This is a genomic window from Burkholderia sp. MSMB1072, assembly GCF_001524725.1.
Lineage (GTDB): Bacteria > Pseudomonadota > Gammaproteobacteria > Burkholderiales > Burkholderiaceae > Burkholderia.
In genome coordinates this window covers 20,329-33,543 of sequence record NZ_LOYC01000039.1, presented here as the reverse complement: position 1 = coordinate 33,543, position 13,215 = coordinate 20,329, and the positions used below count along the sequence as shown (strand labels likewise).

Sequence of the window (13,215 nt, the reverse complement as noted above, 5' to 3'; positions counted from 1 at the left end):
TCATGCAATCAGGAAATCGAGCAGCGCGCGGTTGAAGGCGGCGGTGCATTCGATGTTCGAAATGTGCGCGGCGTCGAATTCGACGTGCAGCGCACCGGGAATCGCGGCGGCAAGCGCGCGGCCCTGATCGGGCGGCGTCGACATGTCCTTCGCGCCGGTCACGACGAGCACGGGCAACGCGATGCCCTTCACTTCCTCGCGCAGATCGGCCGCGTTCAGCGCGTCGCAGTTGGCCGCGTAGCCGTCCTTGTCGGTATGCACGAAGGTGTCGCGGATCGCATCGAACAGGCGCGGCTCGCGTTCGACGAATGCGTCGGTGAACCAGCGCGGCAGCACGGCGTCGGCGAGCGCGGCCATGCCTTCGGTGCGCGCCTTCTGCGCACGCGGCGCCCACACTTCCGGCGAGCCGATCTTCGCGGCGGTATTCGACAGCACCGCGCGCACGATGCGTGACGGGTAGCGTGCGGCGAGCGCGGCGCCGGTCAGGCCGCCCATCGAAATGCCGCAGAAATGCGCGCACTCGATGCCGACGTGGTCGAGCAGGCCGATCACGTCGCCCGCCAGTTGCTCGATCGTGTACGAGCCGGCCGGCGCGTCGGAGTGGCCGTGGCCGCGGGTGTCGTAGCGCAGGATGTTGAAGTGCTGGGCAAGCGGGCGGATCTGCGGCGCCCACATCTGCAGGTCGGCGCCGAGCGAATTCGAGAAGACGAGCCACGGCGCGTCGTCGCGTGCGGCACGGTCGATCCGGTAATGCAGTTTCACGCCGTTGACAGTGGCGAAAGGCATCAATGTTCTCCTGGTTGTTTCGCACCCGCATGCAGCGCGAGCACGGCATCGACATAGGCCTGCGCCTCGCCGACGTAATGTGCGGGATCGAGCAGCCGCGCGAGCGCGTCGCGCGACAGGTGGGCCGACACGGTCGCATCGGCGGCGAGCACGTCGAACAGCGTCGCCCCGGTGCGCACGGCTTCCTTCGACGCGTGCTCGACGACGTGGTGCGCATCGAGCCGGCCGATGCGGTCGCCGAGCGCGAGCATCACGGCTTCGCCGAGGATCAGCCCGTGCGTGAGATCGAGGTTCGCGGCGAGGCGCTCCGTATTCACGTCGAGGCCCGCGACGATCTGCGCGATCTGCGCAAGCGCGCCGCCCGTCAGGCGCGCGAGATCGGGCAGCGCATCCCATTCGGCCTGCCAGCCGCCGAGCGCACGCTCGTGCTCCTGCACCATCCCCGCGAACACGGTCGCGACGAGGTTCGGCGCGCGCACCGCGGCCGTCAGCACGGCTGCGCAGCCGACCGGGTTGCGCTTGTGCGGCATCGTCGACGAACCGCCCTTGCCGGCGGCGGCCGGTTCGCCGAGCTCACCGACTTCGGTCTGCATCTGCAGCGACACGTCGCGCGCGATCTTGCCTAGCGTGCCGATCAGCATCCCGAAGCACGACGCGGCTTCCGCGATGCGGTCCCGCTGCGTATGCCACGGCACGGCCGGCAACGCGAGCTTCAGGTCAGCCGCGAGCGCGGCGCTCACGCCGGCCGCGTGTTCGCGCAGGCTCGCGAGCGTGCCGGCGGCGCCGCCGAACTGCAGCACGAGCGCACGTTCGCGCAACTCGGCAAAACGCGCGCGATGGCGCAGCAGCGCATCGAGCCATTGGGCGAACTTCAGCCCGAGCGTAATGGGCAGCGCCTGCTGCAGCCACGTGCGGCCGATCATCGGCGTCGCGCGATGGGCGCGCGCGAGCGCCGCGAGCGACGCACAGGCTTCGTCGAGCATCGGTTCGAGCGCGTCGAGCGTGTCGCGCAACTGCAGCACGGTCGCGGTATCGATGATGTCCTGGCTCGTCGCGCCCCAGTGGACGAACTTCGCGGCCTCGGGGTCGTCGGCCTTCACTTGCGCGGTGAGTTGCTTGACGAGCGGAATCGCGAGATTGCCGCCGAGCGCCGCACCGTGCGCGAGCGCCTCGGCGTCGAGCCGGCCGGCGTCGCACGCGCGTTCGATCGGCGCGACCGCGGCGGCGGGAATCACCTGCTGCGCGGCGAGCGCGCGGGCGAGCGCGGCCTCGACGTCGAGCATTCGCTGGATCGTCGCGCGGGGCGACCAGATCCGGTTGAGCGGCTCGGTGCCGCAGATCAGGGAGGTCAGGCGGGCGCTGTCTTCGAGCATGGCGTCGGAATGGGGAAACGGCGTGCGCCTATTGTCTACCCAAGCGTGCCGGCGTGCGCTCGAATGCGCGCACCGGCATGCTTGCCGTTCAGGCGGCGGCCTTCTGAGTCGCGTCGATCAGCGGCACACCGGTCAGCTTCTGCAGCTCGTCGAACGACAGGTCGGTGAAGATCTCGCTCACCGCGAGGCCGTCGGCCGTCACGTCGAGCACCGCGAGATCCGTATAGATGCGGCTCACGCATTGCACGCCGGTGACCGGGTACGAGCACTGCGCGACGATCTTGCTTTCGCCCTGCTTCGTCAGGTGCTCCATCATCACGAACACCTGCTTCGCGCCGATCGCGAGGTCCATCGCGCCGCCGACGGCCGGAATCGCATCGGGCGCGCCCGTATGCCAGTTCGCGAGATCGCCGCCCGCCGACACCTGGAACGCGCCGAGCACGCAGTAGTCGAGGTGGCCGCCGCGCATCATCGCGAACGAATCCGAGTGGTGGAAATAGGCGCCGCCGGTGAGCAGCGTCACGTGCTGCTTGCCGGCGTTGATCAGCTCGTCGTCTTCCTCGCCGGGTGCGGGCGCCGGCCCCATGCCGAGCAGGCCGTTCTCGCTGTGCAGGAAGATTTCCTTGGCCGGATCGAGGTGGTTCGCCACCAGCGTCGGCACGCCGATGCCGAGATTCACGTACGCGCCTTCGGGGATGTCCTGGGCGACGCGCTTGGCCATTTCATCGCGGGTCAGTCGTTTCATGTCGGTTTTCCTCAAGGCGATCAGGCGGCTTGCGATGCAGCGTGTTCGGCGGCCAGTTCGGCCGCGTGCGCGGCCTGCGGCACCTCGACGACACGCTGGACGAAAATGCCCGGCGTCACGATGTGTTCCGGATTCAGCGCGCCGAGCGGCACGACTTCCGACACCTGGACGATCGCGACCTTCGCGGCGCTGGCCATGATCGGCCCGAAGTTGCGCGCGGTCTTGCGGTACACGAGATTGCCCCAGCGATCGCCCTTGTACGCCTTCACGAGCGCGAAATCGGCGTGGATCGGCGTCTCGAACACATACGGCTTGCCGTCGATCACGCGCGTTTCCTTGCCTTCCGCGAGCTTGGTGCCGTAGCCCGTCGGCGTGAAGAAACCGCCGATGCCGGCGCCCGCCGCACGGATGCGCTCCGCGAGGTTGCCCTGCGGCACGAGTTCCAGCTCGATCTCGCCCGCGCGGTACAGCGCGTCGAACACCTGCGAATCGCTCTGGCGCGGGAACGAACAGATGATCTTGCGCACCTTTTTCGCCTTCAGGAGCGCCGCGAGACCCGTCTCGCCGTTGCCCGCGTTGTTGTTGACGATCGTCAGGTCGCGCGCGCCCTGTTCGATCAGCGCGTCGATCAGCTCGGACGGCATGCCGGCCGTGCCGAAGCCGCCGATCATGATCGTCGCGCCATCGTGGACGTCGGCAACCGCCGACTGAAGCGATTCGAAAATCTTGTTGACCATGTCTCTTCCTGATGCGAACCCGCGGCTCGTGCGCGGCCTGTCGAGGGGACACGCGCGTGCCGCGTGCCGCGCCGGAGGCCTGCGTCGACCCCGGCTTTTGTTCGCTATTCGAACCTAGATTCGATTAGCGAACGATGGCCGATCATAGAGGCGCGCACAGCGCGTTGTCAAGGCGGGTTGCCTCGGGGGCCGTCGCGTCGTCGAACGGCAGGCCGACGTAGTTTTCGGCGAGCGATTGCGCGGCCGCCCGCGAACGCGTCACGTATTTCAGCTCGGCAAACTTCAGGCGATTGACGAACGGCGAATCGTCCGGCGACGCATGCAGCATGTTCGTCATGAAGTACGAGAAGTGCTCGGCGCGCCATACGCGTTCGAGACAGGTCGCCGAATACGCGTCGAGCGGCGTCGTGTCGCCCGTCCGGTAGCGTGCGCCGAGCGCGCGAGACAGCGCGCGAACGTCGGCCACCGCGAGGTTCATGCCCTTCGCGCCGGTCGGCGGCACGATGTGCGCGGCGTCGCCGGCGAGGAACAGGCGCCCGTGCTGCATCGTCTCCGACACGAAACTGCGCATCGGCGTCACGCTCTTCTGCGTGATCCGGCCCTCGGTCGGCGTCCAGCCGGTGTCGTTCGAGAAGCGCGTGTGCAGTTCGTCCCAAATCCGCGCGTCGGACCACTGGGCGAGGTCTTCATCCGGCTTGCACTGCAGGTACAGGCGTGTGACCGTGGGCGAGCGCATCGAGAACAGCGCGAAGCCGTTGTCGTGGTGCGCGTACACGAGCTCGTCGAGCGACGGCGCCGCGTCGGCGAGGATGCCGAGCCACGCGAACGGGTAGACGCGCTCGAACGTCTTCAGCCGCTCGGCCGGAATCGTCTGGCGCGCGATGCCGTGGAAGCCGTCGCAGCCGGCGATGTAATCGCAGTCGATGCGGTCTGCGCGGCCGTCCGCGTGCTTGAACGTGACGAACGGACGCTCGCTTTCGACGTCGTGCAGCGCGACGTCACTGACTTCGAAGTGCATTTGATGACCGTGCTCGACGCCGGCCGCGATCAGGTCGCGCACGACTTCGTGCTGGCTGTAGACGGTGATCGCGCGCCCGCCGGTCAGCCCGGACAGGTCGATGCGATGGCGCTGGCCGTCGAACAGCAGCTCGATGCCGTGATGTTCGAGCCCTTCGCGGCGCATCCGGTCGCCGAGGCCGGCTTCGTTCAGCGTGTCGACCGTGCCCTGCTCAAGCACGCCGGCGCGGATGCGGTTCTCGCAGTATTCGCGCGAACGCGCTTCGACGAGGATGGAATCGACGCCTTGCAGGCGCAGCAGATGGGAAAGCAGAAGGCCGGACGGGCCGGCGCCGATGATGGCGACCTGGGTGCGCATGTTTGTCTCCTGAAGGCCGCGATCGGCGCTTGTGCGCACGCTTCGGGCCTATGCGAAATTGAACATTGGTTCGAGTAGTGAACGCATTTCAGCGCTTTCCCGACTATGCGGCAACGCGATTGCCGAGATAAGTTGTATACGTTTCTGCGATACTGGTCCGACGATGGATGCGCTCGATCTGAACCTGATTCCCTATCTCGTCGCCCTCGACGACACGCGCAACGTGAGCCGCGCGGGCGACCTGCTCGGCGTGAGCCAGCCGCGCGTGAGCACGGCGCTCGGCCGGCTGCGCGAGTATTTCGGCGATCCGCTGTTCGTGCGCACGTCGCGCGGAATGGAGCCGACGCCGCGCGCGCTCGCGCTGCTGCCGGCTGCCCGCGACGCGCTCGCGCAGATCGAGCGCGGCCTCGTCGCGCCGCACGATTTCGATCCGGCCGCGAGCACGCATACGTTCTCGATCGCGCTGTCGGACGTCGGCGAGATCGTGTTCCTGCCGAAGCTGCTGCAGGCGTTCGCGACGCTTGCGCCGCGTGCGAACCTGCGTTCGGTCTCGCTCGCGCACGACGAAGTCGGCCGCGGCCTCGAAGCCGGGTCGATCGATCTCGCGGTCGGCTACTTCCCCGATCTCGACGGCAACAATTTCTTCCAGCAGCGGCTGTTCACGCACCGGTTCGTCTGCCTGATGCGGCGCGGCCATCCGTTCGAGCAGGCGCCGCCGTTCACGGTCGAGCAGTTCCTCGCGTGCGGGCACGCGGTGGTGCGCGCCGAAGGGCGCAGCCAGGAGGTGCTCGAGAAATATCTGGCGAAGCAGCGCATGCAGCGCCGCGCGGTGCTCGAAACGCCGCACTTCATGAGCCTGCCGTTCATCCTGAGCCGCACCGACCTGATCGCGACGGTGCCGCACGCGATCGGCTATGCATATGCGGCCGAGCACGCGTTCATCGTGCCCGTCGAGCCGCCGCTCGCGCTGCCGCGCTTCGACCTGAAGCAGCACTGGCATCGCAAGTATCACAACGACCCGCGCACCGCGTGGCTGCGCGGCATCGTCGCATCGCTGTTCAACGACGAGCAGGACGAATGGCCGAAGTGAGGAAGCGGGCGCGGCGGCCGCACGCACGACCGGCGAAAGCATGAAACAATGGCCGGATATCGGCCGCCGCAGGCGGTCTTCGATGGAGCCACTACATGGGTAAGGGAAAGAAATCCGCGCCGCCCGAGGCGGTCGCCTCCCGGCCGAGCCGCGAAGAAGCGGAAGACGCCGTCCGCGTGCTGTTGCGCTGGGCCGGCGACGATCCCGCGCGCGAAGGCCTGCTCGACACGCCCGCACGCGTCGTGCGCGCATACGAGGAGTTCTTCGCCGGCTATGCGCTGGACCCGCGCGACATCCTCGCGCGCACGTTCAGCGAAGTCGACGGCTACGACGAAATGATCGTGCTGAAGGACATTCGCTTCGAGAGCTATTGCGAGCACCACATGGTGCCGATCATCGGCCGCGCGCACGTCGCGTATCTGCCGAACCATCGCGTCGTCGGCATCTCGAAGCTCGCGCGCCTCGTCGACGCATTCGCGAAGCGCCTGCAGATCCAGGAAAAGATGACCGTGCAAATCGCCGACACGCTGTTCGACGTGCTGCAGCCGAAGGGCGTCGGCGTGATCCTCGAAGCCGCGCATCAGTGCATCTCGACGCGCGGCGTGCACAAGCCGGGCGTCGAGATGGTCACGTCGCGCATGCTCGGCACGTTCCGCACCGATCCGTCGACGCGTCGCGAATTCCTGTCGATCGTCGCGAATCCTTCCTCGGTCAACCTCACGAATACCTGATGGAGCAAACGAAGCAAACGGCGCACGCGCCCGTCGTGCTCGTGACCGGCGCCGCGCGCCGGGCCGGGCGCGCGTTCGCCGAGTATTTCGCCGCGCACGGCTATCGCACCGCGGTGCACTACGACCGTTCGGCCGATGCCGCGCAGGCCGCCGCCCGAGCGCTTGCCGAACGCGGGCACGATTCCGCGGCGCTGCAGGCCGACCTGTCCGATGCCGCGCAGATCGCCGCGCTGATCGATCGGGTCTATGCGCGCTTCGGGCGCCTCGACGTGCTGGTCAACAACGCGTCGGTGTTCTGGCAGGACCATTTCCCGAGCTTCGATCTCGCCGCGTTCGACCAGGCATGGGCCGTCAACTGCCGCGCGCCGATCCTGCTCACGCGTGCGTTCTACGAGCGGGCCCGTGCGGCCGGCACACAGGGTGTCGTCGTGAACGTGGTCGACCAGAAGATCAAGGAAAACTTCCATCGCGACCATTTCAGCTACACGGTCGCGAAGGCCGCGCTCGGCAACCTGACGCAGATGCTCGCGCTGTCGTCCGCGCCGGTGCTGCGCGTGAATGCGGTGTTCCCGGGGCTGATGCTGCCCAGCGACGACCAGACGCAGGCCGACTTCGAACACGCGAGCCGCGCATCGACGCCGCTCGCGCGCATCGCGGGCCCCGACGACGTCGCGAGCGCGATCCTGCTGCTGACGGGCAGTGCGTACAACGGCGTGGATTTCGTCGTCGACGCGGGCCAGAACCTGATCCGCGTGGACCAGGACGTGCTGTACAAGCACCGCTCGCCGGACGGCAAGCACTGACGCACGCGCGGCGCCCGCTCGAACGAGCGCGCCGCCGCCCGCCGCCCGCCGCGTTACGGCTTCTCGGCGCTGCCGCCTTCGCGGACCTTCCCCTGCGCGACGCTCGTGCCGGGCGGCACGCTGTGCGTGAGCCACACGTTGCCGCCGATCACCGAGCCGCGCCCGATCGTCACGCGGCCGAGAATCGTCGCGCCCGCATAGATCACCACGTCGTCCTCGACGATCGGGTGCCGCGCATTGCCCTTCACCAGCGCGCCATCGCCATCGGCCGGGAAACTCTTCGCGCCGAGCGTGACGGCCTGATACACGCGCACGCGCTCGCCGATGATCGCCGTTTCGCCGATCACGACACCGGTGCCGTGGTCGATGAAGAAGCTCGGGCCAATCTGTGCGCCGGGATGAATGTCGATGCCGGTCGCCGAGTGGGCGATTTCATTGATGAACCGCGCGAGCAGCGGCACACCGAGCTGGTGCAGCGCGTGCGCGAGCCGATGGTGCATCATCGCGAGCACGCCGGGGTAGCACAGCAGGATCTCGGTGATGTGCTGCGCGGCCGGGTCGCCTGCGTACGCGGCCTGGATGTCGCTGACGAGCAGCGCGCGAATCGCCGGCAACTGCCGGCCGAACTCGCGCGCGATCTCGAACGCGCGTTCGTCGAGCTCGGCGAACGGCGTATCGACATGCTCCGGCAGGAACGGCAGCGCGCGGCGGATCTGCTCGGACAGGATCCGCAGCGTGCTTTCGAGCGTGTGGCCGACGTAGTAGTCGACGCTTTCGTCGGTCAGGTCGGGCGCGCCGTAGTGCGTCGGAAACATCGACGCGCGCAGGCCGGTCACGATCTTGCAGATCGCATCGCGCGACGGCAGCTCGCGGATGCCGCGCGGATGGCGCGTGCGATGGAGTTCCTCGCGCGACTCGCGCAAGCCGGCGACGATTTCTTCGAGGCCCCACTGACGGGCGGGTGATGTCGACATAGGCCAATGCGGGCAGCCGCGCTCGGGTGCACGGCCGCTAATAAAGTGACGGGTTCCGCAAGATTACCGCGTTTCTTGTCCGGGAGCCGCACCCCGGGGATCGGCCGGACGGCCGACGCGCATCGGCGCGACGGCGTCACATCGAGATGCTGCTCGCGTCGATCCACCGTACGGCCCAGTCGCGTGCGTGCGCGATCGCGTCGCCTTCGTCGTTGAACTGGAGCTCGATCGGAAAAAACCGGTTCGCGACGAGCTCCCCGTCGCTCGATCGGGAGATCACGACGTAGGGCTTGAACGAACCGTCACTGGCGCGTGCGGGCGCGCAATTCAACAGATAACCGCGGTGCGTGAAGGCAGTAGTCGCTTGCATGAGTCCGCCACCTCTAGTCCCTTGCTTTGTTGTTCGCTACCCGTCTTTAAGGGTGCTGCGGCGCCCCGGCGCGGGCAGAGGCGGCGAGACTTCATCCCCTGTCGCCGCTTCGCAGGAAAAGAATCATACTCTGTAGAAAACGCGTCTTCTAGCTGAAATAAATCATGACAAATCAGTGCGCGTCGCGCGACCGCGGCGATCGCCCGCGCGCCTTTTCCCGTCGTGCCCGGAACGGGATTTGCTTTGATCCGGAGCGTGTCGCCGCCAGGAGAGCCGCGATGGAATCATCCGCTCGAACAGCGCGTGCACATCCGCGCAGCATCGAACTCGACAACGACGACACGCACGACAGCACGGTCGACACCGACGGCAAGAACCGCGAAGCATCGCGCCTCGCCGGAGCCGGGCCGATCTCGCCCGACCAGGTCACGCGCAGCAACGCGTCGCTCGTCAACGCGATGCCGGAAGCCGGCGACGGCTTCGCCGGTTTCGACAGTCGCCCCGACGGCAATCATCCGGCGTTCGCCTTGCGCGCTGGCTACAGGGTGATCGAGAAAGGCTTCGACGCGCCGCCCGCGGGCGACGCGCCGTTCGGTCCCGTTCACCGGATGCACGGCAGCGCGTACTGGCCCGGCCACGGCCGCCGGCCGGAGCGCGTCATCGAGTTGACGGCCGTGCCGGAATAGCCGGCGCGGCGTTTGAAGCGACCGTTCGTTTCGGAACCGCCATCGATCGATGACGGTGAATCGGCGCGTGCGATTCGACCGCGCGCCGATACGCGCTCGTACGGCGCCAGCGCGAACGATGCCGCGCATGGACATCGGCATTCGGCGTCATGCATGTCGCGCATCGCATCGCCGCACATGCGTTGACCGAAGTCATGGCGCCCCGGCGCGATTGCGATTGAATGGCGATGCGTGCGACGCATCGGCAAGGTTGCCGTGCCGGGTCGATGGGTGCGCATGCGTTTTCGCCGGCGATGCGGCTAGACATACGACACGCGTCGCGCGGTGCAGCATGCATCGCACGCATGGCCATGCGCGACAGCAACAGGAACGGCGAGGCCGCACGGCACGGCGGGCATCTCGCTGCACGTTCGTGCGCGTTGGTTTACTCTGCCTCGCAGCATTGCGCATTGCCCGGCCCGATCGGCCATCCGGCCGACTTCGTTTCAACCCGCCACTCGGAGACACTATGTACAAGCGTATTCTGGTTGCCGTCGACGGCAGCGACACGTCCCGCCATGCGTTCGATGCCGCGCTGGCGCTCGCGAAAGCGCACGGCGCGGAGCTGCAGCCGTTCTACGTCGTCGAGAACGCCGCGATCTACTACAACGTGCCTGGCTACGATCCGTCCGTGCTGCGCGATCAGCTCGTCGCGCAGGGCAACGCGCTCGCGCAGGATTTCGCGAAGCTGATGCAGGCCGCCGGCGTGAAAGGCGAAACGCGGCTGAACGAAGCGACGTCGCTCAACGACGTATCGTCGCTGATCCTCGACGGCGCGAAAGCGTTCGGTGCCGATCTGCTCGTGCTCGGCACGCACGGCCGCCGCGGCTTCCGCCGCCTCGTGCTCGGCAGCATCGCCGAACAATGCGTGCGCCACGCAACGCTGCCCGTATTGCTGATTCCGGCGGCCGCCAATGCGGACGAGCCGGCCGCCTGAGCGGCGTTTGGCGGGCGTGGCCGGTCGCGACGTTTTGTCACCCGACAGCGGCAACTTGCGGTGGGACAATGATTTCGTCGATTCAACGCCGGAGTAAACGATCATGCTGACGCCCGTCGCCACCCGCCCCGCCGCCACGCCCCATGCCGGTAGCTGGGCTCCCCGCCAGGCCCCGCACTGCTCGTCGTGCGCGATGCGGCACCTGTGCATGCCGCAGGGCCTGGCGCCCGAAGCGCTCAGCCGCCTCGAGTCGGTCATCTGCGCGGCACGCCCGGTCAAGCGCGGCGAAGCGCTGTTTCGCGAAGGCGACGCATTCGACAACCTGTACGCGGTGCGCTCGGGGTCGCTGAAAACCGTCGCGACGCGTCACGACGGCCGCGAACAGGTCACGGGCCTGCACCTCGCCGGCGAAGCGCTCGGCCTCGACGGCATCTGCGACGACACGCATCCGCGCACTGCGGTCGCGCTGGAGGACAGCTCGGTCTGCGTGATTCCGTACAGCGCGCTCAAGGCGCTGTGCTCGGAAGCCGGCTCGATGCAGTTGCGCATGCACAAGCTGATGAGCGAACAGATCGTGCGCGAAACGTCGCAGACGATGCTGCTCGGTTCGCTGAACGCCGAAGAGCGCGTCGCCGCTTTCCTGCTCGACGTTTCGTCGCGCTACCTGAAGCGCGGCTACTCGCCGTCGGAATTCAACCTGCGGATGACGCGTGAAGACATCGGCAGCTATCTCGGCATGACGCTCGAAACGGTCAGCCGCACGCTGTCGAAATTCCAGAAGCGCGGCCTGATCGAAATGCAGGGCCGCCACGTGCAGATCGTCGACTTCGACGGCCTGAAGCACCTCTGACACCGCACGGCGCGCGCCTCGCGCGCCGCCCGCATCGCGTCGTCGGTCAATCGAGAAACAGCGCGGCACGCGCCTTCAGCGCCGCACTGAAATCGTCGAGCCAGCCGATCGACAGACGCCAGCTCTGCCAGTACAGATCGATGTCGATGGTTCGCCCGCGCGACATGTCGATCAATTCACCCGCCGCCAGTTGGCGATCGACCATCCGGTCCGGGCACATCCCCCATCCCAATCCCGTTTCGCATGCGCGCAAATAACCCGCGACGTGCGGTATCCAGTGCTGCGGCGGATCGAGATCCGCACGTGTCACGCGCCGGATGAAGCGCGCCTGCAACCCGTCCTTCGGATTGAACATCACGCACGGCGCGCGGCGCAGCGCATCGCGCGTGATTCCTGCGTCGAAATAACGTGCGTAAAACGCCGGCGCGCACACCGCGCGATAGCGGATTCGCCCGAGCCGCTCCGACCGGCACCCCTGGATCGGCTCCGCCTGCGCGGTCACGGCCCCCTGCACGCTGCCGTCGCGGATGCGCGAGGCCGTGTAATCCTGATCGTCGATCACGAGGTCGAGCAGCGTCTCGCGTTCCGTGCAGAACGGCCCGACCGCGTCGATGAACCACGTCGCGACGCTGTCGTCGTTGACGGCCACGCGCAACGTCGGCCACGCGCTCGCGATCTGGCCCGGTAGCGCCGGCATCCGGCCGCTCAGTTCGGCTTCCAGCAACTGCACGCGCTCGGTATGCCGGCACAGCAGCGCACCCGACGTGGTCGCGACGCACGGCTGCCCGCGCTTGACCAGCACGCTGCCGACCCGCTCCTCCAGCAGCTTCACGCGCTGCGACACCGCCGACGGCGTGACATTCAGCTCCTGGGCCGCCCGCTCGAACGAGCCGTGGCGGATCACGGCCGCGAGCGCATCGAGCAACGCGTAGTCGAGCATTAGATTTCCTTAATCTGCATTAGGTGATTTAGCTTCTCTTATTTCCGTGCTGCTCGCAGACTAGCGCTACCCGATTCATTCGTCTACCGCTTCCACGGCTGTCCCCTCATCATGAACTGGCTCGCTTTTTCCCACGGCGCCGCACTGTGCGCGTCGCTCATCGTCACCATCGGCGCGCAGAACGCGTTCGTGCTGCGCCAGGGCATCATGCGCTCGCACGTCGGCAAGATCGTGCTGCTGTGCGCGCTGTCCGACATGATCCTGATCGGCGCGGGCGTCGGCGGCGCATCGGTGCTCGTCGAACGCTATCCGACCTTCGTCCATGCGGTGCTGTACGTCGGCCTCGCGTATCTCGCATGGTTCGGCATCAACGCGCTGCGCCGGGCGTTCAAGCCGGGCCACGACACGCTCGACGTGCGCGGCGACGCGGTCGCACCGCCGCCGCAGAGCGCGCTCGCGATCGTGCTGATGACGCTCGCGTTCACGTGGCTCAACCCGCACGTATATCTCGACACGTTCCTGCTGATCGGCACGGCCGGCGCGCGCGAGCCGGAAGGCGGGCGGCTCGCGTTCGCGATCGGCGCGATGACGGCCAGCGTCGTGTGGTTCGTCGGGCTCGGCTATGGCGCGCGATTGCTGGCGCCGTGGTTCCGCAAGGCGGTCGCGTGGCGCGTGCTGGATGGCGCGATCGGCAGCATGGTGCTGTTTCTCGCGGCCGTGCAGTTGCGGTAGGGAGGGAGCGTCGCGGTATCCTGCGGATCGAATCCTCGACCGGCGTG

15 protein-coding genes are annotated in these 13,215 nt (G+C 67.5%); 7 read left to right on the top strand and 8 right to left on the bottom strand.

The window, feature by feature from the left end; all coding sequences use genetic code 11:
- From pcaD to pobA, 5 genes are all read right to left on the bottom strand, one after another.
- Window positions 1–786: a 3-oxoadipate enol-lactonase gene (pcaD, locus tag WS89_RS21145; protein ID WP_059793232.1), complete on the bottom strand. Its 786-nt coding sequence runs from the start codon at window positions 784–786 to the stop codon at window positions 1–3.
- Entirely contained in the window at window positions 786–2,159 is a 1,374-nt protein-coding gene (locus WS89_RS21140) for a 3-carboxy-cis,cis-muconate cycloisomerase (protein WP_059793230.1), read from the bottom strand. The genes pcaD and WS89_RS21140 overlap by 1 nt, the downstream gene beginning before the upstream one ends.
- An 88-nt stretch (window positions 2,160–2,247) precedes the next feature.
- The gene (locus WS89_RS21135; protein ID WP_059503560.1) at window positions 2,248–2,904 is read right to left on the bottom strand and encodes a CoA transferase subunit B; all 657 of its coding nucleotides are present in this window, start codon (window positions 2,902–2,904) and stop codon (window positions 2,248–2,250) included.
- 20 nt (window positions 2,905–2,924) lie between these two features.
- On the bottom strand, window positions 2,925–3,641 hold the full coding sequence (locus WS89_RS21130; RefSeq protein WP_034205770.1) for a 3-oxoacid CoA-transferase subunit A: 717 nt from the start codon (window positions 3,639–3,641) through the stop codon (window positions 2,925–2,927).
- 142 nt (window positions 3,642–3,783) lie between these two features.
- Complete coding sequence (pobA, locus tag WS89_RS21125) at window positions 3,784–5,016, bottom strand: 4-hydroxybenzoate 3-monooxygenase (RefSeq protein WP_059793227.1); 1,233 nt, start codon at window positions 5,014–5,016, stop codon at window positions 3,784–3,786.
- A gap of 163 nt (window positions 5,017–5,179) precedes the next feature.
- Here pobA and WS89_RS21120 point away from each other — a divergent pair, with 163 nt between their 5' ends.
- The 3 genes from WS89_RS21120 (at window position 5,180) to WS89_RS21110 (ending at window position 7,640) form a co-directional block, all read left to right on the top strand.
- Window positions 5,180–6,106 (top strand): LysR family transcriptional regulator, encoded by a 927-nt coding sequence (locus tag WS89_RS21120; protein ID WP_059793226.1) that lies wholly within the window; start codon window positions 5,180–5,182, stop codon window positions 6,104–6,106.
- A 95-nt stretch (window positions 6,107–6,201) separates the two neighbouring features.
- Window positions 6,202–6,837: a GTP cyclohydrolase I FolE gene (gene folE / locus WS89_RS21115; RefSeq protein WP_059793224.1), complete on the top strand. Its 636-nt coding sequence runs from the start codon at window positions 6,202–6,204 to the stop codon at window positions 6,835–6,837.
- A complete protein-coding gene (locus WS89_RS21110) occupies window positions 6,837–7,640 on the top strand; it encodes an SDR family oxidoreductase (protein ID WP_059793222.1) in 804 nt (267 codons plus the stop codon). The genes folE and WS89_RS21110 overlap by 1 nt, the downstream gene beginning before the upstream one ends.
- Window positions 7,641–7,693: 53 nt before the next feature.
- On the opposite strand, the gene epsC is transcribed toward WS89_RS21110, so the two are convergent.
- Together epsC and WS89_RS21100 are read right to left on the bottom strand one after the other, a co-directional pair.
- A complete protein-coding gene (gene epsC, locus WS89_RS21105) occupies window positions 7,694–8,614 on the bottom strand; it encodes a serine O-acetyltransferase EpsC (RefSeq protein ID WP_006482285.1) in 921 nt (306 codons plus the stop codon).
- A gap of 136 nt (window positions 8,615–8,750) precedes the next feature.
- Window positions 8,751–8,984: a hypothetical protein gene (locus tag WS89_RS21100; RefSeq protein ID WP_006480138.1), complete on the bottom strand. Its 234-nt coding sequence runs from the start codon at window positions 8,982–8,984 to the stop codon at window positions 8,751–8,753.
- A 278-nt stretch (window positions 8,985–9,262) separates the two neighbouring features.
- Here WS89_RS21100 and WS89_RS21095 point away from each other — a divergent pair, with 278 nt between their 5' ends.
- From WS89_RS21095 to fnr, 3 genes are all read left to right on the top strand, one after another.
- The gene (locus WS89_RS21095; protein ID WP_059503554.1) at window positions 9,263–9,670 is read left to right on the top strand and encodes a DUF3005 domain-containing protein; all 408 of its coding nucleotides are present in this window, start codon (window positions 9,263–9,265) and stop codon (window positions 9,668–9,670) included.
- A 508-nt stretch (window positions 9,671–10,178) separates the two neighbouring features.
- Window positions 10,179–10,646, top strand: coding sequence for a universal stress protein (locus tag WS89_RS21090; RefSeq protein WP_059793221.1), 468 nt, complete (start codon window positions 10,179–10,181; stop codon window positions 10,644–10,646).
- Between the two features lie 103 nt (window positions 10,647–10,749).
- A complete protein-coding gene (gene fnr, locus WS89_RS21085; RefSeq protein WP_059503550.1) occupies window positions 10,750–11,496 on the top strand; it encodes a fumarate/nitrate reduction transcriptional regulator Fnr in 747 nt (248 codons plus the stop codon).
- 46 nt (window positions 11,497–11,542) lie between these two features.
- On the opposite strand, the gene WS89_RS21080 is transcribed toward fnr, so the two are convergent.
- On the bottom strand, window positions 11,543–12,436 hold the full coding sequence (locus WS89_RS21080; protein WP_059793219.1) for a LysR family transcriptional regulator ArgP: 894 nt from the start codon (window positions 12,434–12,436) through the stop codon (window positions 11,543–11,545).
- A 111-nt stretch (window positions 12,437–12,547) separates the two neighbouring features.
- On the opposite strand from WS89_RS21080, the gene WS89_RS21075 reads away from it, so the two are divergent.
- Window positions 12,548–13,168, top strand: a complete 621-nt coding sequence (locus WS89_RS21075) for a LysE/ArgO family amino acid transporter (protein WP_034205778.1) — start codon at window positions 12,548–12,550, stop codon at window positions 13,166–13,168.
- Window positions 13,169–13,215: the final 47 nt, after the last annotated feature.

What these genes read in the sequence shown, in the direction of transcription:
- WS89_RS21120 (WP_059793226.1), top strand. Translation starts at nt 5,180, where the DNA reads ATGGATGCGCTCGATCTGAACCTGATTCCCTATCTCGTCGCCCTCGAC.
- WS89_RS21135 (WP_059503560.1), bottom strand. Translation starts at nt 2,904, where the DNA reads ATGAAACGACTGACCCGCGATGAAATGGCCAAGCGCGTCGCCCAGGAC.
- WS89_RS21090 (WP_059793221.1), top strand. Translation starts at nt 10,179, where the DNA reads ATGTACAAGCGTATTCTGGTTGCCGTCGACGGCAGCGACACGTCCCGC.
- fnr (WP_059503550.1), top strand. Translation starts at nt 10,750, where the DNA reads ATGCTGACGCCCGTCGCCACCCGCCCCGCCGCCACGCCCCATGCCGGT.
- pcaD (WP_059793232.1), bottom strand. Translation starts at nt 786, where the DNA reads ATGCCTTTCGCCACTGTCAACGGCGTGAAACTGCATTACCGGATCGAC.
- pobA (WP_059793227.1), bottom strand. Translation starts at nt 5,016, where the DNA reads ATGCGCACCCAGGTCGCCATCATCGGCGCCGGCCCGTCCGGCCTTCTG.
- WS89_RS21140 (WP_059793230.1), bottom strand. Translation starts at nt 2,159, where the DNA reads ATGCTCGAAGACAGCGCCCGCCTGACCTCCCTGATCTGCGGCACCGAG.
- WS89_RS21110 (WP_059793222.1), top strand. Translation starts at nt 6,837, where the DNA reads ATGGAGCAAACGAAGCAAACGGCGCACGCGCCCGTCGTGCTCGTGACC.
- epsC (WP_006482285.1), bottom strand. Translation starts at nt 8,614, where the DNA reads ATGTCGACATCACCCGCCCGTCAGTGGGGCCTCGAAGAAATCGTCGCC.
- WS89_RS21130 (WP_034205770.1), bottom strand. Translation starts at nt 3,641, where the DNA reads ATGGTCAACAAGATTTTCGAATCGCTTCAGTCGGCGGTTGCCGACGTC.
- WS89_RS21095 (WP_059503554.1), top strand. Translation starts at nt 9,263, where the DNA reads ATGGAATCATCCGCTCGAACAGCGCGTGCACATCCGCGCAGCATCGAA.
- folE (WP_059793224.1), top strand. Translation starts at nt 6,202, where the DNA reads ATGGGTAAGGGAAAGAAATCCGCGCCGCCCGAGGCGGTCGCCTCCCGG.
- WS89_RS21075 (WP_034205778.1), top strand. Translation starts at nt 12,548, where the DNA reads ATGAACTGGCTCGCTTTTTCCCACGGCGCCGCACTGTGCGCGTCGCTC.
- WS89_RS21080 (WP_059793219.1), bottom strand. Translation starts at nt 12,436, where the DNA reads ATGCTCGACTACGCGTTGCTCGATGCGCTCGCGGCCGTGATCCGCCAC.
- WS89_RS21100 (WP_006480138.1), bottom strand. Translation starts at nt 8,984, where the DNA reads ATGCAAGCGACTACTGCCTTCACGCACCGCGGTTATCTGTTGAATTGC.